Origin of the sequence: Pseudomonas paraeruginosa PA7, from assembly GCF_000017205.1 — a bacterium.
GTDB classification, from domain to species: Bacteria; Pseudomonadota; Gammaproteobacteria; order Pseudomonadales; family Pseudomonadaceae; genus Pseudomonas; species Pseudomonas paraeruginosa.
The window spans coordinates 1,722,983-1,742,924 of record NC_009656.1 but is presented as its reverse complement, the minus strand read 5'-3'; the positions used below and the strand labels follow the sequence as shown (position 1 = coordinate 1,742,924).

Genomic DNA, 19,942 nt, shown 5'->3' with positions numbered 1-19,942 from the left:
AAGTCGCGGCACTGTTCCGCCGACGACGGCGATGGCATCCTTCATCCCATGCAGCCCGAACAAGCCATTGCCGACGACCGCGACCTCGCCGACGCCACCCGCGAGACCGTGATGCGTTACCACCTCAGCTGGAAGCACCGCGACATCGACGCGGTGATGGCGCTCTATCATCCCGAGGTCGAATACAACGACTTCTTCCAGAACCGCCGGATGCGCCTGGCCGATCTCCGCGAGTACGTCGAGGCGACCATGCCCAAGGGCCCCGACGAGTCGCTGGAGCACACCGACCGTATCCGCTTCGACGGCGATACCGCGTTCATCCAGTACCGCCTGCGCGTGACCCTAAGCGGCCGCCTGGCTTCGTTCCGCGCCAGCGAGGCGATCAGCGTGCGCGACGGCCTGATCTGGCGCATCAACGAATACGCCTCGCTGGTCCACGAAAGCGGCGGCGGAGCCCAGGCCGGCGGCGACGGCCGGCCGCCGGCCAGCCGCCTGGGGCTTTCGGCCAAGCAGCTGAGCCTGCTGGCGCGCGACCTGGAGCACTACTTCCAGCAGGCCCAGCCCTATCTCGACCCGGACCTGGACCTGACCCAGGTGGCCAACGCCACCGGCTACACCCGCAACCAGATTTCCTACCTGCTCAACCAGGTGCTCGGCCTGAGCTTCTACCAGTACGTCAACCAGACCCGCCTGCAGCACCTGCTTGGCCAGCTCTCCGGCGAGCTGCCCGGACGGGTCGACGAACTGGCCTTCGCCGCCGGCTTCAATTCGCTGTCGGCCTTCTACCGCTGTTTCCGCCAGCACACCGGCCAGTCACCGCGCGAATACCTGAAGCGCCTGTCGCCGCGCCGCTGAGATTTCCCAGCGGACCCGCGCGCACGACAAGCGCGCGGCCGCTTCCTACTCTCGCCGCATCCTCCTTCCCTCTTGCTACGGAGCCTTCTATGTCGGCCTGGCGCCATCTGAGCCTGTGGATGAATCAACTGGACGAACCGCTTGCCGCGCGCCCGTCCCTGGAAGTCTCCCTCGAGGTCGACGTGGCCATCGTCGGCGCCGGCTATACCGGCCTGTGGACCGCCTATTACCTGAAGACCCAGGCGCCGCAGTTGCGCGTCGCCATCGTCGAGGCCGAGACCGCCGGCTTCGGCGCCTCGGGGCGCAACGGCGGCTGGCTGATGGGCAACCTGCTCGGCGAGGACCGCCTGCTCTCCGCGCTACCCGCCGAGCGCCGCCGGACCGGCTACGACCTGCTGCACGGGATTCCCGACGAAGTCGCGCGGGTGCTGCAGGAGGAAGGCATCGACTGCGACTACCGCAAGGGCGGCGTGCTCTATTGCGCGGCACGCTACCCGGAACAGGAACGCCGCCTGCGCGCCTATCTGCACGATCTGTATGCCGAAGGCCTGGACGAAAGCGACTACCGCTGGCTGACGCCGCAGGAGCTCGACCAGCAGTTGCGCATTCCCGGCAGCTACGGGGCGATCCATTCGCCGCACTGCGCCACCATCCAGCCGGCCAGGCTCGCGCGCGGCCTGGCCCGCGCGGTGGAGCGCCTGGGCGTGCGGCTGTTCGAGAAGAGCCGGGTGCGCCACTGGCAACGCGGCCTGCTGCGCACCGAGCGCGGCGAACTGCGCGCCGAATGGATCGTGCCGGCGGTGGAAGGCTATGCCGCCAGCCTGCCGCCGCTGGGCAACCACCAACTGCCGGTGCAGAGCCTGCTGGTCGCCACCGAGCCGCTGCCGTCGTCGGTCTGGGCGGAGATCGGCCTGGAACGCGGCCAGGCCTTCAGCGAATTCAGCCGCCAGGTCACTTACGGCCAGCGCACCGCCGACGATCGCCTGGCCTTCGGCGCGCGGGGCGGCTACCGCTTCGGCGGCAGGCTGCGCAGCGACTTCAGCCTCGACGACGAGGAAGTCGGCCTGCGCCGCCAGCTGTTCGGCGAACTCTTCCCACTGCTGCGGGATGTGAAGATCACTCATACCTGGGGCGGCAACCTGGGCATGGCGCGGCGTTTCCACCCGCACATGCTGGTCGACCGCGCCAGTGGCATCGCCCTTTCCGGCGGCTATGGCGGCGAAGGAGTCGGCGCCAGCAACCTCGGCGGCCGCACCCTGGCCGCGCTGATCCTCGGCGAGGACAACGAGCTGGTGCGCCAACCCTGGGTAGTGCGCGAACGTGCGCTGGGCAGCCTGGCCCGCTGGGAACCGGAGCCCTGCCGCTGGCTCGGCTACAACGCGATCATCCGCAGCTTCGTCCATGAGGACCGGGTCCTTGCCGACCCGCACAGCGCGCCCTGGCGACGCAGCCTGGCGCAAAGCCTCGCGGCCGGCATGGAAAGCCTGATGCGCTGAGAATCCCCTCCACCTCCCACAGAGAAACCCACATGGCCCTCACCCTTCTGAAAAATACCGCCGGCGCCGATCTTGGCGCCGCCAGCCCGGTCGCGGTGCCCCTCGGCGAGCCGGTCGCGCAGACCCGCGCCTATGCAGTGGAGCGCGCCGACCAGGTGGAAACCGGCATCTGGGAATGCACGCCCGGGCGCTGGCGGCGGCAGATCGTCGAACAGGAGTTCTGTCACTTCCTGCAAGGCCGCTGCAGCTTCACCCCGGACGGCGGCGAGACCATCCGCATCGAGGCCGGCGACGCCCTGCTGCTGCCGGAGAACAGTCTCGGCGTGTGGGACGTGGAGGAAACCGTGCGCAAGAGCTACGTGATCATCCACCGCTAGCCCGCGCGGCGCGACGGCGTCACTCGAAGCGCCCGTGGCGCCCCTCGCCGTCCCTGAAACGCTGCGCGCCCTCCAGGGTCTCGCCGCTCTCGATGACCGCCAGCCCGCCCTGGAATTCGTTGGCCAGGGCCACGTCGAAGGACAGTTCCCACTGCGCGTATACGCTGGCGCGGTCGGCGAGCATGCAGGTCTGCGGGAAGGCGGCGAGTTCCGCCGCCAGTTCCTCGGCCTCGGCTCGCGCCGAACCGCTCGGCACCACCCGGTTGGCCAGGCCGATCTGCAACGCTTCGTCGGCCTTCACCGGCCGCCCGGTGAGGATCAGGTCGAGCGCCCGGCCCTGCCCGACGATCCGCGGCAGGCGCACGCTGCCGCCATCGATCAGCGGCACGCCGAAGCGCCGGCAGAACACTCCGCAGATGGCGTCCTCGGCCATCACCCGCAGGTCGGCGAGCAGCGCCAGCTCCAGCCCACCGGCCACCGCATAGCCTTCGATGGCGGCGATCAGCGGCTTGCCGAGCTGCATGCGGCTCGGTCCCATCGGCCCGTCGCCCTCCGCCTCCAGGCGATTGCGCCGCTCGCCATCCTCGGCCACCGCCGCCAGGTCGGCGCCGGCGCAGAAATTGCCGCCGCTGCCGGTGAGTACCGCGACCCGAGCCGTATCGTCCGCTTCGAATTCGCGCAGGGCGTCGGCCAGGGCCTGGGCGGTCGGCCGGTCCACCGCATTGCGCCGCTCCGGGCGAGCGATGACCAGGGTGGTGACCGGGCCGTTGCGTTCGACGATGACACTCATGGCAGACTCCCTGCGGGAAACGCGAAAAAAGACACCGGGCGGATGGACGAAGACCGGCGTCAGCCGGTCTTCACCTTAGTCCTTTTCGCGCCGCCGCGCCGCCTCCGCCGGGCGCCTCAGAGCGCGTGTCTCTGCAGGTTGGCCATCATTTCGCGGAGCGCCTCGACGTTGTCCGCCGGGTGCGCGGCGTTCTCGAAGTCGCAGATCTGCTGCCAGTGCGCGGCCACGTCCTCCGCGTCGAAGCCGGCCTTCGGATCGAAGCCGAAGCCCAGGCTGCGCTCCCAGCGCACCTTGCCGATCCAGCCACCGCCGACCTCGTAGAGGCCCGAGGTATCCTCGCAGGCCGAGCTGCCGAGATAGACCACCAGCGGGCTGACCAGCTCCGGCTTGAGCTGCTCGAAGACCTGCGGCGGGATCAGCCCCTCGGTCATCCGCGTGCCGCCGGTGGGGGCGATGGCATTGACCAGGATATTGTTCTTGCGTCCCTCCAGGGCCAGGGTGCGGGTCAGGCCGTAGAGGCCGAGCTTGGCCATGCCGTAGTTGCTCTGGCCGAAGTTGCCGTAGATGCCCGAGGTCGAGGAGGTGAACACCACCCGCCCGTAGGCCTGCTCGCGCAGGTGTGGCCAGGCGGCGCGAGTGACCTTGTAGGCGCCTTCGACATGCACCTGGTAGACCAGGTCCCAGTCGGCGTCCTCCATCTTGTGGAAGGTCTTGTCACGGAGGATGCCGGCATTGTTGACCACCACGTCGACGCGACCGAAGGCATCCAGCGCGTTCTCCACTATCCTGCCGCCGTCCGTGACCGAGTCGTGGTTGGCCACCGCGGTGCCGCCGGCGGCGCGGATTTCCGCCACCACCCTGTCCGCCGCCGAGGCACTGGCGCCTTCGCCATGGGTGCTGCCGCCGAGGTCGTTGACCACCACCCTGGCGCCGTGCTTGGCGAACAGCAGGGCGTGGGCGCGGCCGAGGCCGCCACCGGCTCCGGTGACGATCACGACTTGGTCGTCGAAACGCAGGGCATCGCTCATGTTCGGGACTCCAGGGCAGTAGGAAGGATCGCCCGAGTGTCGGCCAGCCCGCCGGCAGGGACAAGGCTTCGCGCCGCCATGAATGGCGTCCGATAAAGGATGGGGATGTTCGCCCTCAGTCGAACGGGATGTACAGCCGGCCGCGCGGACCGAGCTTGAACAGCCACCAGTCGTAGTTGCGCCGGGCCACCACCAGCAACACGCTGCCGAGCAGCGCCAGGACCGCTCCCGCGGCGTACCAGCGGTTGCCCTGGTGCCAGCACAGGTAGGCGAGTCCCAGCGCCAGCAGCAGGCCGAGTTCGGCGAGGATCAGCCCGGATTGGCGGATGAACGGCTGGGCCAGCACCAGTTGGCGGAACAGCCAGGAACCCTCGTCGAATACACGCAGGGGAGAAACGGGATCGTGCATGGAACCTCCACGGGCTGATGGAACGGCCTCGTCCTGCGAGGCGCCAGCACCCTAGCCCCGATCCCGTCGCGAAGACACTTGCTGCAATCTCAAACTCTGTTAAGAAAACTCTGAATCATCCACTCGGGCGCGAAACGCCAGGTAATGTTCGAGCACCGCCCCCGGCGCCTCGATCTGCGGATAGTGGCCGATGCCATCGAGCAGCACGCAATCGGCATCGCGCACCAGTTGCCGATAGCGCTCGACCATGTGCGCCCCGGAAATCGGGTCGACGGCGCCGTCGATCACCCGCAGCGGCACCCCGCCGTGCTGCAACGCCGCCACCCAGCGCTCGCGCTGCTCGCGGCGGTCGACGATGTAGCGGATCAGGCGATGCATCACCCGCTGCCCCTGGTTGCTTTCGATCAGGCTCCAGAAGGCGTCCAGCTCCGCCTCGCCGGGTTGGCTGCGTGGGCCGAAGACCCTGGCGAAGTTGCGCGCCAGGGCGCGGCGGTCGAACAGCCGGGCGAACAGCCCGCCCAGCGGGCTCAGCAATAGCTTCTGGCTGAGCACCGGCCGATGCGTTTCCGGGAACAGCCCGCCGTTGAGGAACACGCAGGAGGCGAGTCGCAACCGACCTTCGTGATGGCGGGCGAGCAGTTCCTGGGCGACGCTGTCGCCGTAGTCGTGGGCCAGCACGTGCAGCGGCTGGTCGATTCCCAGGCGGCCGAGCAGCGCCTGTTGCAGGTCGGCCTGTTCCAGCAGGCTGTAGCGATGCCCGCGCGGCTTGGCCGAGTCGCCGAAGCCGAGCATGTCGCAGGCCAGCACGCGGTAGCGCCGCGCCAGCGGTTCCCAGAGGTAGTGCCAGTCCCAGGCGGCGCTGGGGAAGCCGTGGATCAGCAGCAGCGGCTTGCCCTGCCCGGCCTCCCAGTAGCGGATCGGGAAGCCCTTGAAGTCCACGCTGCGGCCCTGCGCGCGCCAGGCCTCCAGGGGGATGCCCGGCAGCGCCGCGCTCACTGGCGGTAGCCCGGGTTCTGCTGGTCGAGCTTGCGCAGCAGCGCCGGCCAGGCCAGTTGGCCGCCCATGCCGGTCTTGCTGCGCATCACCCCGGCGATCATGTCGCGCGCGCCGGCGAGAATCTGCCCGGGAATGTGGATCAGCTCCACGCCGCCGCCCTGCGCCATCACCTGCACCTCGCAGGCGCGCTGCAGGGTGAACATCATCAGGAAGGTGTCGGCGATCGAGCCGCCACAGGTGAGCAGGCCGTGGTTGGGCAGGATCAGGAAGTTGCTGGCCCCCAGGTCGGCCTGCAGCCGGGCCTTTTCCTCATGGTTCAGGGCGACGCCCTCGTAGGCATGGTAGGACAGGCTGGAGAGCACGAACAACGATTGCTGCGACAGCGGCAAGAGGCCCTGCTTCTGGCAGGACACGGCGATCCCCGCCGCGGTATGGATGTGCAGCACGCACTCGACGTCGTGGCGAACCTCGTGCACCGCACTGTGGATGGTGTAGCCGGCCGGATTGATCTCGTAGGGGCTGTCCATCAGCTTCTTGCCGCTGGCGTCCACCTTCACCAGGCTGGAAGCGGTGATCTCGTGGAACATCAGGCCGAACGGGTTGATCAGGAAATCCTCGGTGCCGGGCACCTTGGCGGAAATGTGGGTGAAGATCAGGTCGTCCCAACCGTGCAGGGCGACCAGCCGGTAGCAGGCGGCGAGATCGACGCGGGCCTGCCATTCGGCGGCGGACACCTGGGCTTGCACATCGGTGGGCAGGGAGTGAACGGCAGTCACGGCGGCATCCTCTTTTGTCGTTGTCGGATGCCCGGAGTCTAGCCCCGCCCTCCTCCGCCGACTGTCGCCGGGCTTACACTCGCGCACCCGCTGAATGACGGGGGATTCAGCCAGCCTATGCGCGACGCCTACAGGCAGTGGGCGACCAGCGGCGCGACCAGCAGGTTGAACAGCCCGGTCATGACCATCAGCAGGCCCGCCGCCGAGCCCTCCTCGCCGCCGAACTCGTAGGCCCGGCTGGTGCCGGCGCCGTGCGCGCCAACGCCGAACAGCGCGCCCCGCGCCAGCGGCGTGCGCAGGCGCAGCACGCGCAACAGGGTGCCGCCGATCACCGCGCCGAACACCCCGGTGATCATCACGAAGGCCGCGGTCAGCTCCGGTACGCCGCCGAGGTTGTGCGACATCTCCATGGCGAACGGCGTGGTGATCGAGCGCGGCAGCAGCGACAGGGTGACCTGGCCGTCCAGCGCCAGTGCCTGGGCCAGGGCCCAGGAACTGCCGATGGCCACCGTGGTGCCGGCGAGCATGCCGGCCAGCAGCGCCGGCCAGTGGCGCACCAGCAGGGCGCGCTGCTGCCAGATCGGGATGGCGAAAGCCACGGTCGCCGGGCCGAGCAGCGCCACCAGCCAGTCGGTGTCACGGGCGTAGTCGGCGTAGCGGGTATGGGTGGGGATGGCCAGGGCGTAGAGCAGCAGCGGGACGAACACGATCGGCGACAGCCAGTACCATTTCACCCGGCGGTACAGCTGGCGGCTGAGCAGATAGCCGCCGACGGTCGCCAGCAGCCAGAACAGGGCCTGCTTATCGAGACTCATGGCGCGTCCTCCAGCGACACATCCATTCCACCGACACCGCGGTGACCAGCATCACCAGCAGGGTGCTGAGCATGATCACCAGCAGGATCCGCCAGCCCTCGCTGCGCAGCAGCGCGCCATAGTCGAGCAGGCTCATCAGCGCGGGGATGAAGAACAGCAGCATCTCCGCCAGCAACAGGCCGGAGCCGGCCTGCAGCCAGGCCGGACGCAGCAGGCCGCTGGCGAACAGCAGCAACAGCGCCGCCAGGCCGACCACACCGCCTGGCAGCGGCAGGCCGATGGCCTTCGCCAGCCAGCCGCCGGACCACCAGAAGGCGATGAGCACCGCCAGTTCGGCGGCAAGGCGGGACAGACGGCGGACGAGCGGGGGCAACATGGGAAAGGCCTTGGCTGGGAAATCGGGGATGGAGAAAGGATAAGGCCCGGCCTATCATCCCCAAAGCGAATTGTCCGCATGAGAGCCATTCCAGAATGGAATTCCGTCAACTCCGCAGCTTCGTCGAAGTGGTCCGCCAGGGCAGCTTCACCCAGGCTGCGCAGGTCCGCCACGCCAGCCAGTCGACCATCAGCAAGCAGGTCGCCCAGCTGGAGCAGAGCCTCGGCGTGCAGGTACTGGAGCGCAACGGCCCGCACGTGCGCCTGACCGACGCCGGCGCCGTGGTGTTTCGCCGCGCCGAGGAGATGCTGCGGCTGCGCCGCGACCTGCTCAGCGAACTGGACGACCTCAGCCAACTCAACCGCGGCGAACTGCGCCTGGGCCTGCCGTTGCTCGGTGCCGACGCGCTGTTCGCCCAACGCTTCGCCGAATACCGGCGGCGCTATCCGAACATCGCCGTGCACCTGGTGGAAGGCGGCAGCAAGACCATGGAGCAGGCGGTGCTGGCCGGCGAGCTGGAACTGGCCGGCAGCCTCACCCCGGCGGACGACGGCTTCGACTACCAGCCGTTCTGCAACGAACCGCTGGACGTGCTGCTGCCGGCCGGGCATCCCAAGGCCTCGGCCGCCAGCGTAGCCCTCGGCGAACTGGCGGACAGCCCGTTCCTGCTCTACCAGCAGAGCTTCACCCTCAACGACCGCCTGCTGCGCGCCTGCCTGGAGGCAGGGTTCAGCCCGCGCGAGGGCGGCCGCAGCGGCCAGGCCGACTTCCTCGGCGCGCTGGTGGCGGCCAACCAGGGGGTGGTCCTGCTGCCACGGGTGATCGCGCGCGAGATCGAACGCCCGGGAGTGGTGCGGGTCCTGCTCAGGGAGCCGGACCTGCGCTGGGACATCGCCTTCATCTGGCGCCGTGGTGGCTACCTGTCGCGGGCGGCGCAGGCCTGGCTGGAGCTGCTGCGCGAGCGGCCGCTGGAACAAAGCCCGGCGCAGGACGGATAACCGCCATGCGGTTATCCGTCACCTCGGCAGGCGTTTCGGCGGGGCAAGCCCGGGATCAGCCCTCGAGGGCGGCGACGAACTCGGCCAGCCAGGGTTCGGCGTCGGTCTCGGGGGTAACGGTTTCGCTGGCATCCAGGCGCAGCATCGGCAGCACTTCGCGCACGCCCAGCTCGCCGAACAGCTCGCGAACCTGCTCGCCACCGCCGCAGAAGGTGTCGCCGTAGCTCGAGTCGCCCAGGCCGATCACCCCGCCAGGCAGGCCATGCCAGGCCGGCAGTTGGTCGCGGATCGCGTAGTACAGCGGTTGCAGGTTGTCCGGCAGCTCGCCCATGCCGGTGGTCGAGGTCACCACCAGGAACGCCTCGGGAGCGAAGGCCTTGAGTTCGTCGAGGCTGGCGCGCGGCAGGTGAGTGGCGTCGAGGCCGGCCGCGGCCAGCAACTTCTGGGCGTGCCGGGCGACTTCTTCGGCGGTGCCGTAGACCGAGCCGGAGAGGATGGCGACTTTCATGAACACTCCGTAAGCCAACAGGGATAAGCCGGGCATTATGCCGCATGCGCCCGCCGAGCGGGATGCAGCGAATCGCGCGCCCAACGCGGACAGCCTCCCGCCGCCCGCAGGGCGACCGCCGCGCAAGGCTTTGCCCGACTGACGTAGTCGGGTACCCTGCATCCATCCGATTCCTTTCGCCCGCTGTGAGAGTCCCATGGCGACAGCCCCCATCCTGATCACCGGCGCCAGCCAGCGTGTCGGCCTGCATTGCGCGCGACGACTGCTGGCCGACGGCGAGTCGGTGATCGTCAGCTACCGCCGCGAACGCCCGGCGCTGAACGAGCTGCGCCAGGCCGGCGCGCTGGTCCTGCACGCCGACTTCGCCAGCGAGGCCGGCATCCTCGCCTTCATCGAGACGCTCCGGCAGCGCACCGACAGCCTGCGGGCGATCGTCCACAACGCCTCGGACTGGATCGCCGAGACGCCCGGCCATGAGGCCGAGGCGTTCCAGCAATTGTTCAGCGTGCACATGCTCGCGCCCTACCTGATCAACCTGCACTGCGCCGAGCTGCTGGAACGCTCGCAGCCCGCCGACATCGTCCACCTCACCGACGACGTGGCGCGCAAGGGCAGCGCCCGGCGCATCGCCTATTGCGCGAGCAAGGCCGGGCTGGACAACCTGACCCTGTCGTTCGCCGCGCGCCTGGCGCCGAAGATCAAGGTCAACGCCATTTCACCGGCGCTGGTGATGTTCAACGACGGGGACGACGCCGAATACCGCGCGCGCACCCTGGCGAAATCCGCCCTCGGCATCGAGCCGGGGCCGGAAGTCATCTACCAGAGCCTTCGCTACCTGTTGGACAATCCCTACGTCACCGGGACCACCCTGACCGTGAACGGCGGCCGCCACGTCAAGTGAGGCGCCGAGGACCCCTTATGAACCCAGCACTTTCCCAGCACTACCGGGAGATCCTCGTCGGTCTCGGCGAAGACCCGCAGCGCGAAGGCCTGCTCGATACCCCCAAGCGCGCGGCCAAGGCCATGCAGTACCTCTGCCACGGCTACGGCCAGACCCTGGAGGAAATCGTCAACGGCGCGCTGTTCGCCTCGGACAACGACGAGATGGTCATCGTCCGCGACATCGAGCTGTACTCCCTGTGCGAACACCATCTCCTGCCCTTCATCGGCAAGGCCCACGTGGCGTACATTCCCACCGGCAAGGTGCTCGGCCTGTCGAAGGTGGCGCGGATCGTCGACATGTTCGCCCGCCGCCTGCAGATCCAGGAGAACCTCACCCGGCAGATCGCCGAGGCGGTCCGCCAGGTGACCAGCGCCGCCGGCGTGGCGGTAGTGATCGAGGCCCAGCACATGTGCATGATGATGCGCGGGGTGGAGAAGCAGAACTCGCAGATGTTCACCTCGGTGATGCTCGGCGCGTTCCGCGAGTCGAACACCACCCGCCAGGAATTTCTGCAACTGATCGGAAGGAGCAAGTGACATGCCGCGACTGGAACCGGGAATGGCGCGTATCCGAGTCAAGGACCTGCGCCTGCGCACCTTCATCGGGATCAAGGAGGAGGAGATCCTCAACAAGCAGGACGTGCTGATCAACCTGACCATCCTCTACCCGGCCACCGACGCCGTGGAGGTCAACGACATCGAGCACGCCCTGAACTACCGCACCATCACCAAGGCGATCATCCGCCACGTCGAGGAGAACCGCTTCGCCCTGCTCGAACGGATGACCCAGGAAATCCTCGACCTGGTGATGGAGAACCCGGCGGTGCGCTATGCCGAGGTCGAAGTGGACAAGCCGCACGCGCTGCGCTTCGCCGAATCGGTGTCGATCACCCTCGCCGGCCATCGCTGAGGCGGGCGACGGGCGAACCGCGTGACCACGCGCACAAGCGTTGCCCCGCGCACGCGGCAACTCTTATCATCGCCGGACCTGGCCCTGTGCCTGCACCCTGCCCCGAGCCATCGTCGAGAATCACCGCCATGACCGCAGCCAACCTCACCGAACAGCAACGCCTGGAGCTCGAAGCCGCCGCCTTCCGCACCCTGGTCCATCATTTGCAGACCCGCAAGGATGTGCAGAACATCGACCTGATGAACCTCGCCGGTTTCTGCCGCAACTGCCTGTCCAAGTGGTACAAGGCGGCGGCCGACGACCTCGGCGTGGAGGTCAGCAACGACCAGGCCCGCGAGGAAATCTACGGCATGCCCTATGCCGAATGGAAAGCCAAGTACCAGAAAGAAGCGAGCCCGGAACAACAGGCCGCCTTCGCCAAGAGCCAGGGCAAGGCCTGAGGCCCGCGCCCCTTGCCAACCCTGCCCCAACACCATGAGCCTGTTTCGATGACCCTGACCGATTTCCGCGCGCGCCTGCGCAGCGAGCAGCACCTGTTCACCGATACCCTGGCGTTCATCGCCGAGCACTACAGCTACACGCCGAGCGCCTTCGACAACGGCAGCGTGAGCAACCCGGCCGGGCAGAACGAAGGTTCCTGCAAGACCCTGGGCTTCGCCATCCTCGAAGGCCTGAGCCTCGAGGAAACCCTGCTGGCCTTCGGTGAGCACTACCGCGCGGTACGCGAAAACCCGGAAGGCGATGACCACGCCAACATCCGCGCCCTGCAACAGACCGGCCTGGCCGGCGTGCATTTCGAGCGCCAGCCGCTATCGCGCCGGGGCTGAGAAGTCCCGGTCGCCTCCTCTGCGGATAACCGCGAGCGGTTATTCGCCCTACCGACCGCTCCATAGCGACCCAAGCCACACGTCGCCACCGGTCGGCCCCCTCTCCCGCGTGCGGGAGAGGTTGGGGGAGAGGGCCGGCACCCGGCCTTGCCGATACGCCGACGAAAAAAGGCGGGGCTCCATCGGAGTCCCCGCCCTTCTCTCCGCCGCAACCGCGGCGCAGCCAGCCTCACAGCTTGGCGATGGACACCTCGGTGGATTTGACGAAGGCGATCACTTCGCTGCCGATGGCCAGCTCCAGCTCCTTCACCGAACGCGTGGTGATCACCGAAGTGACGATGCCGGCGGCGGTCTGCACGTCGATCTCGGACAGCACCGGCCCTTCGATGATTTCCTTCACGGTGCCCTTGAACTGGTTACGAACGTTGATGGCTTTGATGGTCATGGCGTTTCTCCTGGGGGGATTCGGAACGAGGCATGGTTGGTTAGAGCGCCCAGCGCAGTTGCGTGGGCAGGGGTGAAACGGGCTCGGGTTGCGGCGGCAGCTCCGGCTGCGCCAGCACCCGGTTGAGCACTTCGGCTTCCAGCGCGGCCAGTCGCGCCGAACCGCGCGAGCGCGGCCGGGGCAGTTCCACCGGCAGGTCGAGGCCGATCTCGCCGTCCTCGATGAGGATCACCCGGTCGGCCACCGCCACCGCCTCGCTGACGTCGTGGGTGACCAGCAGGACGGTGAAACCGTGTTCGCGCCAAAGTCCTTCGATCAGTTGCTGCATCTCGATCCGGGTCAGCGCATCGAGCGCGCCGAGCGGCTCGTCGAGCAACAGCAGGCGCGGCTCGTGGATCAGCGCGCGAGCCAGCGCGACACGCTGCTTCTGCCCGCCGGACAGGGCCGCCGGCCACTCGTTGGCACGCTCGGCCAGGCCGACCGCCCGCAGCGCCTGCAGGGCCTTCGCCCGCCAGTCGCCGCGCAGGCCGAGGCCGACGTTGTCGATCACCCGCTTCCACGGCAGCAGGCGCGAATCCTGGAACATCAGCCGGGTGTCCTCGCGGGCCTCGGCCAGCGCCGCCGAGCCGGCCAGCAACTCGCCGCGGCTGGGCTGGTCGAGGCCGGCCAGCAGGCGCAGCAAGGTGCTCTTACCACAGCCGCTGCGGCCAACGATGGCGACGAACTGCCCGGCCGGGACCAGCAGGTCGATGTCCTTGAGCACCTCGCGCTCGCCGAAGCGCCGCGCCACTCCGCGCAGGGCCAGCGGAATACCGCGCTTGAGGCGCTGCGGAGTGCCGCCAAGGGCGGCGTTGTGGGCATTCATGCGCCACCTCCCTTGACCTGGTAGGCCGGGTGCCAGCGCAGCCAGACTCGCTCCAGGCCGCGGGCGGCGAGGTCGGCGAGCTTGCCGAGGACGGCGTAGAGCAGGATCGCCAGGACCACCACATCGGTCTGCAGGAATTCGCGGGCGTTCATCGCCAGGTAGCCGATGCCCGAGCCGGCGGAAATGGTCTCGGCGACGATCAGGGTCAGCCACATGAAGCCGAGGGCGAAGCGCACCCCGACCAGGATCGACGGCAGCGCGCCGGGCAGGATCACCTGGCGGAACAGGGCGAAGCCGGACAGCCCGTAGCTGCGCGCCATCTCCAGCAGGCCGGGGTCGATGCCGCGGATGCCGTGGTAGGTATTCAGGTAGATCGGGAACAGCGTGCCGAGGGCGACCAGGAAGATCTTCGCCGACTCGTCGATGCCGAACCACAGGATCACCAGCGGGATCAGCGCCAGGTGCGGCACGTTGCGGATCATCTGCACCGAACTGTCGAGGAAGCGTTCGCCCCACTTCGACAGGCCGGTGACGAAGCCCAGCACCAGGCCGATGGCGCCGCCGATGAGAAAGCCGATCGCCGCGCGCCAGCCGCTGATCGCCAGGTGCTGCCAGATCTCGCCGCTGCGCAGCAGCGCCCAGCCGGCCTCGAGTACGGCGCTGGGCGCAGGGAGGATGCGGCTGGACAGCCAGCCGAACGCCACCGCCGCCTGCCACACCGCCAGCAGGACCAGCGGCAGGGCCCAGGGCGCCAGGCGCTCGGCCAGTCGTTTGGAAATGCTCATGTCGTTCGCTCCGACCGCTCTCAACTCTGCGCGGCCTGCCGGGGCAGGATGTCGTTGGCCACCATCTCGCCGAACGGGCTGACATAGCCGCGTCCCTCGGGCTGCGCCGGGCGCTGCACGTCGAGGTGCGGGAACAGGAGCTCGGCGACCCGGTAGGACTCTTCCAGGTGCGGATAGCCGGAGAAGATGAAGGTGTCGATGCCCAGCTCGGCGTACTCCCTGACCCGCGCCGCCACCGTCGGTCCATCGCCGACCAGCGCGGTGCCGGCGCCGCCGCGCACCAGGCCGACGCCGGCCCAGAGATTGGGGCTGACTTCCAGGTTGTCGCGTGAACCGCCGTGCAGCGCGGCCATGCGTTGCTGGCCGACCGAGTCGAAGCGCGCCAGGGAGGCCTGGGCGCGGGCGATGGTGTCGTCGTCGAGATGCGCGATCAGGCGATCGGCGGCCTGCCAGGCCTCCTCGCTGGTCTCGCGGACGATCACGTGCAGGCGGATCCCGAAGCGCACCTGGCGGCCCTGGCGGGCGGCCTTCTCGCGTACCTGGGCGATCTTCTCGGCAACCGCCGCCGGCGGCTCGCCCCAGGTCAGGTACAGCTCGACCTGCTCGGCGGCGAGATCCTGGGCAGCCTCCGAGGAGCCGCCGAAGTACAGCGGCGGACGCGGCTGCTGCAACGGCGGATAGAGCAGCTTGGCGCCCTTCACCTGGATGTGCTTGCCGGCGTAGTCGACAGTCTCGCCCTCCAGCACGCGACGCCAGATGCGGGTGAATTCGACCGACGCCTCGTAGCGTTCGGCGTGGCTCAGGTGCAGGCCGTCGCCAGCCAGTTCATCGGGATCGCCGCCGGTGACCAGATTGAACAGCGCGCGACCGTTGGACAGCCGGTCCAGGGTCGCCGCCTGGCGCGCGGCGACAGTCGGCGAAATGATCCCGGGGCGCAGCGCGACGAGGAACTTCAGGCGCTGGGTTACCGGGATCAGCGAGGCGGCGACCAGCCAGGAGTCCTCGCAGGAACGTCCGGTGGGGATCAGTACACCGCCGAAGCCCAGGCGGTCGGCGGCCTGGGCGATCTGCTGCAGGTAGCCGTGGTCGACGGCACGGGCGCCCTGGGTGGTGCCCAGGTAGTGGCCGTCGCCGTGGGTGGGAAGGAACCAGAAAATCTCGAGGCTCATCGCAATTGACTCCAGGGTGAGCGCGCCGGCGTGGCGTAGCCGCGCGATGATCGTGTCGGTATGTGGGCGGTACGGGCTCAGGGTGCGCTGGCGACCTTGCCGGCCGGCGGCGTCCAGATCACGTCCTTGATGCTCAGCGGTTTGGGAATCAGCTTCAGCTGGGTGAAGGTGTCGGCGATCTTCTGCTGCGCCTCGACCACCGCCGGGGTGATCAACTGCGCGCCGTAGCCCTGGCGCTTCACCGCGGTAAGGGTGATCTCGGCGGGCAGCCCGAGCAGCGGCGCGACCTGCTCGGTCACCTGCTGCGGGTTGGCCCGCGACCAGTCGCCGACCTGGCGGATCTCGTCCACCAGCGTGTCGAGCACCTGCGGATGCCGTTGCGCGTAAGTCCGGGTGGCGAGGTAGAACTGGTGGTTGTCGACCAGCTCGCGACCATCCACCAGGACCCGCGCGGACAACTGCTTCTCAGCGGCGGCCTGGTAGGGGTCCCAGATCACCCAGGCGTCGACGCTGTGACGCTCGAAGGCGGCGCGGGCGTCGGCCGGCGGCAGGTAAACGGGTTGGATGTCGCTGTACTTCAGGCCGGCCTGCTCGAGGGCGCGGACCAACAGGTAATGCACGTTGGAGCCCTTGTTCAGGGCGACTTTCCTGCCCTTCAGCTCGGCCACCGAACGAATCGGCGAGTCCTTCGGCAGGAGGATCGCCTCGCTGGTCGGCGCCGGCGGTTCGTAGGCCACGTAGAGCAGGTCGGCGCCGGCGGCCTGGGCGAATACCGGCGGGGTTTCCCCGGTCACGCCGAAGTCGATGCTGCCGACATTTAGCCCCTCGAGCAGTTGCGGGCCGCCGGGAAACTCGGTCCATTGCACCTTCACGCCATCCTCGGCGAGGCGCTTCTCCAGGGTGCCGCGGGCCTTGAGCAGGACCAGGGTGCCGTATTTCTGGTAACCGATCCGCAGGGTATTGGCTGACTTCTCGTCGGCCTGGACGCCGTAGGACAGGGCCGCCACCAGCAAGGCCGCCAGTCCACGACGCAAAGCGATGGTGCGCATGGCGCTCTCCTTTGTCGTTGTGGGTGCCGAGCCTGCTGCGCCGTTGGCGGGTCAGTGAGGTCGTCGTGTGTGCATTGTGCAATCGGGCCGCGGCGCACGTGCGCTGGCGGAAGGAAGATCAGATGCTCCAGCGGGCATTCACCAGGCGCTCGTTGAGCACCTGCGGGTCGATCGGCTGCGGCCGTCGCGACAGGGCCAGGTGGAAGGTTTCCAGGGCGTTTTCCAGGCGCTGCTCGAGGACCGGTTCCAGGCGTGCCGGCTCGGTCTCGGTGGCATAGGCGATCTGCTTGTCCACCGCGAACACGCCGTGCAGCACCTCCTGGGCCTTGAGCGCGGCGAGCACCGGTTTCAGCGCGTAGTCGACGGCGAGCATGTGCGCGCTGCTGCCGCCGGTGGCGAACGGCAGCACCACCTTGTGTTCCAGGGCGCGCTCAGGCAACAGGTCGAGAAGGACCTTCAGCGCGCCGGAAAACGAGGCCTTGTACACCGGGGTAGCGACCAGCAGGCCGTCGGAGCGGCTGATCCGCTCGGCCAGCGCCAGTACCGGCGGACTGTCGAGGCGGGCACGCAGCAGGTCCTCGGCAGGAAAATCCAGCACCTGGTGGCTGGCCACCTCGACGCCGCGACGGCTCAGCCAGTCCCTGGCACGCTCCAGCAACACCCCGGAGCGGGAGCGTACGCTGGGACTTCCGGCGATGGAAACGACGAGCATGGGGGATTCCTTATAACCGAAAAACAGGATATTCGCTTGGCTTGCTAACCAAGTTGCATAGACCTTAACAGGCCGCTTCATATTCCAATAAATGTTTTTTATTCATTTATTTATTCCGTAAAGAACATAAGAAACCCGATTCAGGGTCTTGCCCTCAGAACACGTGCGCTAGCTGCATTTCGGTCAGGGCCTCGCCGCGCAAGTAGGCCAGCTCCACCGCCCGGCGGTCGCGGGGACGCGCCAGCGGTACGTGGAACTCGCGGCGGATGTGCCCGGGACGGCCGCCCATCAGCAGCACGCGGTCGGCGAGATAGAACGCCTCGTCGAGATCGTGGGTGACCAGCAGGACGCTGATCTCGTAGTTCTGCACCACCTCCTGCAGCAGGTCCTGGAGGCGCATGCGGGTGAAGGCGTCGACCGCGCTGAACGGCTCGTCGAGCAGCAGCACCTGCGGCCGTCCGTAGAGACCACGGGCGATCGCCGCGCGCTGCGCCATGCCGCCGGACAGTTGCTTGGGCAGCAATCCTCCGCAGCCGGCCAGTCCGACATCGGCGAGCAGGCGCTCGACCCAGTGCTCGTCCTCCAGCCAGCCGTCGGCGAAACCGACGTTCTGCGCCACCGTCAGCCAGGGCAACAGGCGCGGCTCCTGGAACACCACGCCGATGCCGCCGCTGCGGCCGTTCTCGCCGTCCGGGCCGAAGCCGAGGATCGGGTTGCGTTCGACAGTGCCCTGGAAGTCGTCGTCCAGTCCGGCGGCGATCCGCAGCAGGGTGCTCTTGCCGCAACCGCTGGGGCCGAGCAGGCTGACCACCTCGCCGGGCGCCAGCGACAGCGCCACGCCCTCCAGCACCCGCGTATCGCCATAAGCCTTGCGAATCTCCAGCAGGTCGAGCAGGCCGCTCATGCGCCGCCCTCCCCGTCGAAGCTGTCGCGCCAGCGCAGGGCCCGGCGCTCCAGCGAGCGGAGCAGGCCATCGCTGAGCTTGCCGAGGGTCGCCAGGACCAGGATCGCGGCGATCACCAGGTCCGGACGCGAGGTTTCCCGACCGTCGCTGAGCAGGTAGCCGAGGCCCTGGGTGGCGGCGATCAGCTCCGCCGCGACGAGGAACATCCAGCTCAGGCTGAGCGCCCCGCGCAGGCCGGTGAACAGGTTCGGCAGCGCCGCCGGAAGGAGGATGCGGCGGACCAGGGCGAAGCGCGACAAACGGTAGAGCCGCCCCAGTTCCACCCACTTGCGATCGACCCCGCGTACCCCGGCGACCAGCGCAAGGTAGACCGGGAAGAAGGCGCCGAGGACGATGAGGACGATCTTCGGCGTCTCGTCGATGCCGAACCAGAGCAGCAGCAAGGGCACCCAGGCCAGGCTGGGGATCGCCCGCAGGGCCTGGAAGCTCGGCTCAAGGTAGGCTTCGGCGCGACGACTGAGGCCGACCCAGGTTCCGACCGCCAGGGCCAGGCCGCTGCCGATCGCGAAGCCGGCGGCGACCCGCGCCAGACTCGCGCCGACATGCCCCCACAGCTCGCCGCGAGCCAGTTCCACCAGGGTCAGCAGGATGCCGCTCGGCGCCGGCATCTGGTAGGCCGGCAGCCAGCCCAGGCGCACCAGCGCTTCCCACGACGATAGTGCCAGCAGCGGCAAGGCCCAGGCCCGCCAGGCGCCCGGCACGCGCAGTCGCCACGCTCGGCGCGAGACTCGCCGGGCCAGTCGCAGGCTCTGGCTGACCATGGCTCAGGGCTCCGTGCGCGCCAACGGGGCGCCGCCGATGACCTCGGCGGCCCACTGTGGCGCGATCAGTTCGTCGACCACCTTCTGCACGTCCACGCCCGGCCGCACCAGGCGCTCGTCCGCCAGGATCGGCGCCGCGGCCTTGAGCGCGGCGACCTGTTCGGCGCCCGGCAGCGGCTGGCTGAAATCGGTGCGCGACAGTTGCAGGCGAGCCACTTCCAGCGGCAGGCCGGCTTCCTCGGCAAGCAGTTGCGCGGCCTCGTCGGGATGCCCGATCAGCCAGTGGCGCGCCTGCTCGTAGGCCGCCAGCACCTGACGGATCAGTTGCGGATGGCGTTCGGCGAAATCCTCGCGGACGTTGAGCACGCCATAGCTGTTGAAGCCGAGGTTGCGGTAGAGCAGCCGCGAGCCGGCCTGCAACTCGCTGGCCGCCATGTGCGGATCGAGCCCGGCCCAGGCGTCGACCTGGCCCTTCTCCAGGGCTACCCGGCCGTCGGGATGCTGCAGGTGGACGACACGCAGGTCGTTCTTGTCCAGGCCCACGCTGTGCAGGCTGCGGAGCAGGAACAGGTAGGGATCGGTGCCCTTGGTGGCAGCCACCTTGCGCCCCTTGAGTTCGGCGAGGCTGCGGATCGGCGAATCCTTGCGCACCAGCAGCGCGGTCCACTCCGGGCGGCTGGCGACGTATACGGTACGTACCGGGCTGCCGTTGGCCCGCGCGAGCACCGCGGCGAGGCCGGCGGTCGAGGCGAAATCGACGCTGCCGGCGTTGAGGTACTCCAGGGAACGGTTGCTGCCCTGGCTGAACACCCAGCGCACCCGGGTGCCGCTGCCGTCGAGGCTTTTCTCCAGCCAGCCGAACTTCCTGAGCGCCAGGCTGGTGGGGGCGTAGTAGGCATAGTCGAGACGGATTTCAGCGGGGACGTCGGCGGCCTCGGCCGTGGCAAACAGCGGAAGAACGGCCAGCAGGGCCAGCCAGGCCCGGCAGCGACGGAGAGCGGCGATCATGCGTCAGCTCCTGGAAGGAGGTGGATGAGCGAGCCTTCTCCCCGTCTGGCGGGCAAGTCAGAGCCGGTTTCGGAAACGGTT

The 19,942-nt window shown here is 68.6% G+C and carries 26 protein-coding genes; 9 read left to right on the top strand and 17 right to left on the bottom strand.

Annotation, left to right across the window (positions count from 1 at the left end; translation table 11 throughout):
- Positions 1–111: 111 nt before the first annotated feature.
- The 3 genes from PSPA7_RS08140 (at position 112) to PSPA7_RS08130 (ending at position 2,728) form a co-directional block, all read left to right on the top strand.
- Positions 112–855: an AraC family transcriptional regulator gene (locus tag PSPA7_RS08140; protein WP_074197349.1), complete on the top strand. Its 744-nt coding sequence runs from the start codon at positions 112–114 to the stop codon at positions 853–855.
- A gap of 89 nt (positions 856–944) precedes the next feature.
- Positions 945–2,351, top strand: a complete 1,407-nt coding sequence (locus PSPA7_RS08135; RefSeq protein WP_012074837.1) for an NAD(P)/FAD-dependent oxidoreductase — start codon at positions 945–947, stop codon at positions 2,349–2,351.
- 32 nt (positions 2,352–2,383) lie between these two features.
- Complete coding sequence (locus tag PSPA7_RS08130) at positions 2,384–2,728, top strand: cupin domain-containing protein (RefSeq protein WP_003150308.1); 345 nt, start codon at positions 2,384–2,386, stop codon at positions 2,726–2,728.
- A 19-nt stretch (positions 2,729–2,747) separates the two neighbouring features.
- On the opposite strand, the gene PSPA7_RS08125 is transcribed toward PSPA7_RS08130, so the two are convergent.
- The 7 genes from PSPA7_RS08125 to PSPA7_RS08095 form a co-directional block, all read right to left on the bottom strand.
- Entirely contained in the window at positions 2,748–3,518 is a 771-nt protein-coding gene (locus PSPA7_RS08125) for a crotonase/enoyl-CoA hydratase family protein (protein WP_003150310.1), read from the bottom strand.
- A gap of 116 nt (positions 3,519–3,634) precedes the next feature.
- A complete protein-coding gene (locus tag PSPA7_RS08120; protein ID WP_012074836.1) occupies positions 3,635–4,546 on the bottom strand; it encodes an SDR family oxidoreductase in 912 nt (303 codons plus the stop codon).
- A gap of 115 nt (positions 4,547–4,661) precedes the next feature.
- Positions 4,662–4,955 (bottom strand): hypothetical protein, encoded by a 294-nt coding sequence (locus PSPA7_RS08115; RefSeq protein WP_012074835.1) that lies wholly within the window; start codon positions 4,953–4,955, stop codon positions 4,662–4,664.
- A 99-nt stretch (positions 4,956–5,054) separates the two neighbouring features.
- Positions 5,055–5,951, bottom strand: a complete 897-nt coding sequence (locus PSPA7_RS08110; RefSeq protein WP_012074834.1) for an alpha/beta fold hydrolase — start codon at positions 5,949–5,951, stop codon at positions 5,055–5,057.
- Entirely contained in the window at positions 5,948–6,727 is a 780-nt protein-coding gene (locus PSPA7_RS08105; RefSeq protein ID WP_012074833.1) for a class II aldolase/adducin family protein, read from the bottom strand. The genes PSPA7_RS08110 and PSPA7_RS08105 overlap by 4 nt, the downstream gene beginning before the upstream one ends.
- Positions 6,728–6,855: 128 nt before the next feature.
- Positions 6,856–7,542, bottom strand: coding sequence for an LrgB family protein (locus tag PSPA7_RS08100; RefSeq protein ID WP_003150315.1), 687 nt, complete (start codon positions 7,540–7,542; stop codon positions 6,856–6,858).
- On the bottom strand, positions 7,529–7,918 hold the full coding sequence (locus PSPA7_RS08095; protein ID WP_012074832.1) for a CidA/LrgA family protein: 390 nt from the start codon (positions 7,916–7,918) through the stop codon (positions 7,529–7,531). The genes PSPA7_RS08100 and PSPA7_RS08095 overlap by 14 nt, the downstream gene beginning before the upstream one ends.
- 95 nt (positions 7,919–8,013) lie before the next feature.
- Here PSPA7_RS08095 and PSPA7_RS08090 point away from each other — a divergent pair, with 95 nt between their 5' ends.
- Positions 8,014–8,916: a LysR family transcriptional regulator gene (locus PSPA7_RS08090; RefSeq protein ID WP_012074831.1), complete on the top strand. Its 903-nt coding sequence runs from the start codon at positions 8,014–8,016 to the stop codon at positions 8,914–8,916.
- Between the two features lie 55 nt (positions 8,917–8,971).
- Here PSPA7_RS08090 and PSPA7_RS08085 read toward each other — a convergent pair whose 3' ends face one another.
- The gene (locus PSPA7_RS08085) at positions 8,972–9,424 is read right to left on the bottom strand and encodes a flavodoxin (RefSeq protein WP_012074830.1); all 453 of its coding nucleotides are present in this window, start codon (positions 9,422–9,424) and stop codon (positions 8,972–8,974) included.
- 196 nt (positions 9,425–9,620) lie between these two features.
- Here PSPA7_RS08085 and folM point away from each other — a divergent pair, with 196 nt between their 5' ends.
- From folM to PSPA7_RS08060, 5 genes are all read left to right on the top strand, one after another.
- Complete coding sequence (gene folM / locus PSPA7_RS08080) at positions 9,621–10,325, top strand: dihydromonapterin reductase (protein ID WP_012074829.1); 705 nt, start codon at positions 9,621–9,623, stop codon at positions 10,323–10,325.
- A 17-nt stretch (positions 10,326–10,342) separates the two neighbouring features.
- Entirely contained in the window at positions 10,343–10,903 is a 561-nt protein-coding gene (folE, locus tag PSPA7_RS08075) for a GTP cyclohydrolase I FolE (protein ID WP_003150324.1), read from the top strand.
- A 1-nt stretch (position 10,904) separates the two neighbouring features.
- On the top strand, positions 10,905–11,276 hold the full coding sequence (gene folX, locus PSPA7_RS08070) for a dihydroneopterin triphosphate 2'-epimerase (RefSeq protein WP_003150326.1): 372 nt from the start codon (positions 10,905–10,907) through the stop codon (positions 11,274–11,276).
- A 128-nt stretch (positions 11,277–11,404) separates the two neighbouring features.
- Entirely contained in the window at positions 11,405–11,716 is a 312-nt protein-coding gene (locus tag PSPA7_RS08065; protein ID WP_003150328.1) for a DUF1244 domain-containing protein, read from the top strand.
- Between the two features lie 48 nt (positions 11,717–11,764).
- On the top strand, positions 11,765–12,103 hold the full coding sequence (locus PSPA7_RS08060; RefSeq protein WP_012074828.1) for a HopJ type III effector protein: 339 nt from the start codon (positions 11,765–11,767) through the stop codon (positions 12,101–12,103).
- A 229-nt stretch (positions 12,104–12,332) separates the two neighbouring features.
- Here the strand turns inward: PSPA7_RS08060 and PSPA7_RS08055 are convergent, their stop codons facing one another.
- From PSPA7_RS08055 to PSPA7_RS08015, 9 genes are all read right to left on the bottom strand, one after another.
- Positions 12,333–12,548: a TOBE domain-containing protein gene (locus PSPA7_RS08055; RefSeq protein WP_003091900.1), complete on the bottom strand. Its 216-nt coding sequence runs from the start codon at positions 12,546–12,548 to the stop codon at positions 12,333–12,335.
- Positions 12,549–12,588: 40 nt separating this feature from the next.
- Positions 12,589–13,413, bottom strand: coding sequence for an aliphatic sulfonates ABC transporter ATP-binding protein (ssuB, locus tag PSPA7_RS08050; protein WP_003102311.1), 825 nt, complete (start codon positions 13,411–13,413; stop codon positions 12,589–12,591).
- Positions 13,410–14,198, bottom strand: a complete 789-nt coding sequence (ssuC, locus tag PSPA7_RS08045; RefSeq protein WP_012074827.1) for an aliphatic sulfonate ABC transporter permease SsuC — start codon at positions 14,196–14,198, stop codon at positions 13,410–13,412. The genes ssuB and ssuC overlap by 4 nt, the downstream gene beginning before the upstream one ends.
- 20 nt (positions 14,199–14,218) lie before the next feature.
- The gene (gene ssuD / locus PSPA7_RS08040) at positions 14,219–15,367 is read right to left on the bottom strand and encodes an FMNH2-dependent alkanesulfonate monooxygenase (protein WP_003091910.1); all 1,149 of its coding nucleotides are present in this window, start codon (positions 15,365–15,367) and stop codon (positions 14,219–14,221) included.
- 77 nt (positions 15,368–15,444) lie between these two features.
- Positions 15,445–16,416: a sulfonate ABC transporter substrate-binding protein gene (locus tag PSPA7_RS08035; protein WP_012074826.1), complete on the bottom strand. Its 972-nt coding sequence runs from the start codon at positions 16,414–16,416 to the stop codon at positions 15,445–15,447.
- A gap of 118 nt (positions 16,417–16,534) precedes the next feature.
- Positions 16,535–17,128 (bottom strand): NADPH-dependent FMN reductase, encoded by a 594-nt coding sequence (ssuE, locus tag PSPA7_RS08030; RefSeq protein ID WP_003157446.1) that lies wholly within the window; start codon positions 17,126–17,128, stop codon positions 16,535–16,537.
- Between the two features lie 154 nt (positions 17,129–17,282).
- A complete protein-coding gene (locus PSPA7_RS08025) occupies positions 17,283–18,032 on the bottom strand; it encodes an ABC transporter ATP-binding protein (protein WP_012074825.1) in 750 nt (249 codons plus the stop codon).
- A complete protein-coding gene (locus tag PSPA7_RS08020) occupies positions 18,029–18,853 on the bottom strand; it encodes an ABC transporter permease (protein WP_012074824.1) in 825 nt (274 codons plus the stop codon). The genes PSPA7_RS08025 and PSPA7_RS08020 overlap by 4 nt, the downstream gene beginning before the upstream one ends.
- 3 nt (positions 18,854–18,856) lie before the next feature.
- Positions 18,857–19,861 (bottom strand): aliphatic sulfonate ABC transporter substrate-binding protein, encoded by a 1,005-nt coding sequence (locus PSPA7_RS08015; RefSeq protein ID WP_012074823.1) that lies wholly within the window; start codon positions 19,859–19,861, stop codon positions 18,857–18,859.
- Positions 19,862–19,942 lie beyond the last annotated feature (81 nt).

Coding starts and splice junctions, on each gene's coding strand:
- folM (WP_012074829.1), top strand. CDS start 9,621: ATGGCGACAGCCCCCATCCTGATCACCGGCGCCAGCCAGCGTGTCGGC.
- PSPA7_RS08020 (WP_012074824.1), bottom strand. CDS start 18,853: ATGGTCAGCCAGAGCCTGCGACTGGCCCGGCGAGTCTCGCGCCGAGCG.
- PSPA7_RS08125 (WP_003150310.1), bottom strand. CDS start 3,518: ATGAGTGTCATCGTCGAACGCAACGGCCCGGTCACCACCCTGGTCATC.
- PSPA7_RS08135 (WP_012074837.1), top strand. CDS start 945: ATGTCGGCCTGGCGCCATCTGAGCCTGTGGATGAATCAACTGGACGAA.
- PSPA7_RS08090 (WP_012074831.1), top strand. CDS start 8,014: ATGGAATTCCGTCAACTCCGCAGCTTCGTCGAAGTGGTCCGCCAGGGC.
- PSPA7_RS08065 (WP_003150328.1), top strand. CDS start 11,405: ATGACCGCAGCCAACCTCACCGAACAGCAACGCCTGGAGCTCGAAGCC.
- PSPA7_RS08035 (WP_012074826.1), bottom strand. CDS start 16,416: ATGCGCACCATCGCTTTGCGTCGTGGACTGGCGGCCTTGCTGGTGGCG.
- PSPA7_RS08140 (WP_074197349.1), top strand. CDS start 112: ATGCGTTACCACCTCAGCTGGAAGCACCGCGACATCGACGCGGTGATG.
- PSPA7_RS08120 (WP_012074836.1), bottom strand. CDS start 4,546: ATGAGCGATGCCCTGCGTTTCGACGACCAAGTCGTGATCGTCACCGGA.
- ssuD (WP_003091910.1), bottom strand. CDS start 15,367: ATGAGCCTCGAGATTTTCTGGTTCCTTCCCACCCACGGCGACGGCCAC.
- ssuB (WP_003102311.1), bottom strand. CDS start 13,413: ATGAATGCCCACAACGCCGCCCTTGGCGGCACTCCGCAGCGCCTCAAG.
- PSPA7_RS08015 (WP_012074823.1), bottom strand. CDS start 19,861: ATGATCGCCGCTCTCCGTCGCTGCCGGGCCTGGCTGGCCCTGCTGGCC.
- PSPA7_RS08130 (WP_003150308.1), top strand. CDS start 2,384: ATGGCCCTCACCCTTCTGAAAAATACCGCCGGCGCCGATCTTGGCGCC.
- PSPA7_RS08100 (WP_003150315.1), bottom strand. CDS start 7,542: ATGAGTCTCGATAAGCAGGCCCTGTTCTGGCTGCTGGCGACCGTCGGC.
- PSPA7_RS08055 (WP_003091900.1), bottom strand. CDS start 12,548: ATGACCATCAAAGCCATCAACGTTCGTAACCAGTTCAAGGGCACCGTG.
- PSPA7_RS08095 (WP_012074832.1), bottom strand. CDS start 7,918: ATGTTGCCCCCGCTCGTCCGCCGTCTGTCCCGCCTTGCCGCCGAACTG.
- ssuE (WP_003157446.1), bottom strand. CDS start 17,128: ATGCTCGTCGTTTCCATCGCCGGAAGTCCCAGCGTACGCTCCCGCTCC.
- folE (WP_003150324.1), top strand. CDS start 10,343: ATGAACCCAGCACTTTCCCAGCACTACCGGGAGATCCTCGTCGGTCTC.
- PSPA7_RS08085 (WP_012074830.1), bottom strand. CDS start 9,424: ATGAAAGTCGCCATCCTCTCCGGCTCGGTCTACGGCACCGCCGAAGAA.
- folX (WP_003150326.1), top strand. CDS start 10,905: ATGCCGCGACTGGAACCGGGAATGGCGCGTATCCGAGTCAAGGACCTG.
- PSPA7_RS08025 (WP_012074825.1), bottom strand. CDS start 18,032: ATGAGCGGCCTGCTCGACCTGCTGGAGATTCGCAAGGCTTATGGCGAT.
- PSPA7_RS08115 (WP_012074835.1), bottom strand. CDS start 4,955: ATGCACGATCCCGTTTCTCCCCTGCGTGTATTCGACGAGGGTTCCTGG.
- PSPA7_RS08060 (WP_012074828.1), top strand. CDS start 11,765: ATGACCCTGACCGATTTCCGCGCGCGCCTGCGCAGCGAGCAGCACCTG.
- ssuC (WP_012074827.1), bottom strand. CDS start 14,198: ATGAGCATTTCCAAACGACTGGCCGAGCGCCTGGCGCCCTGGGCCCTG.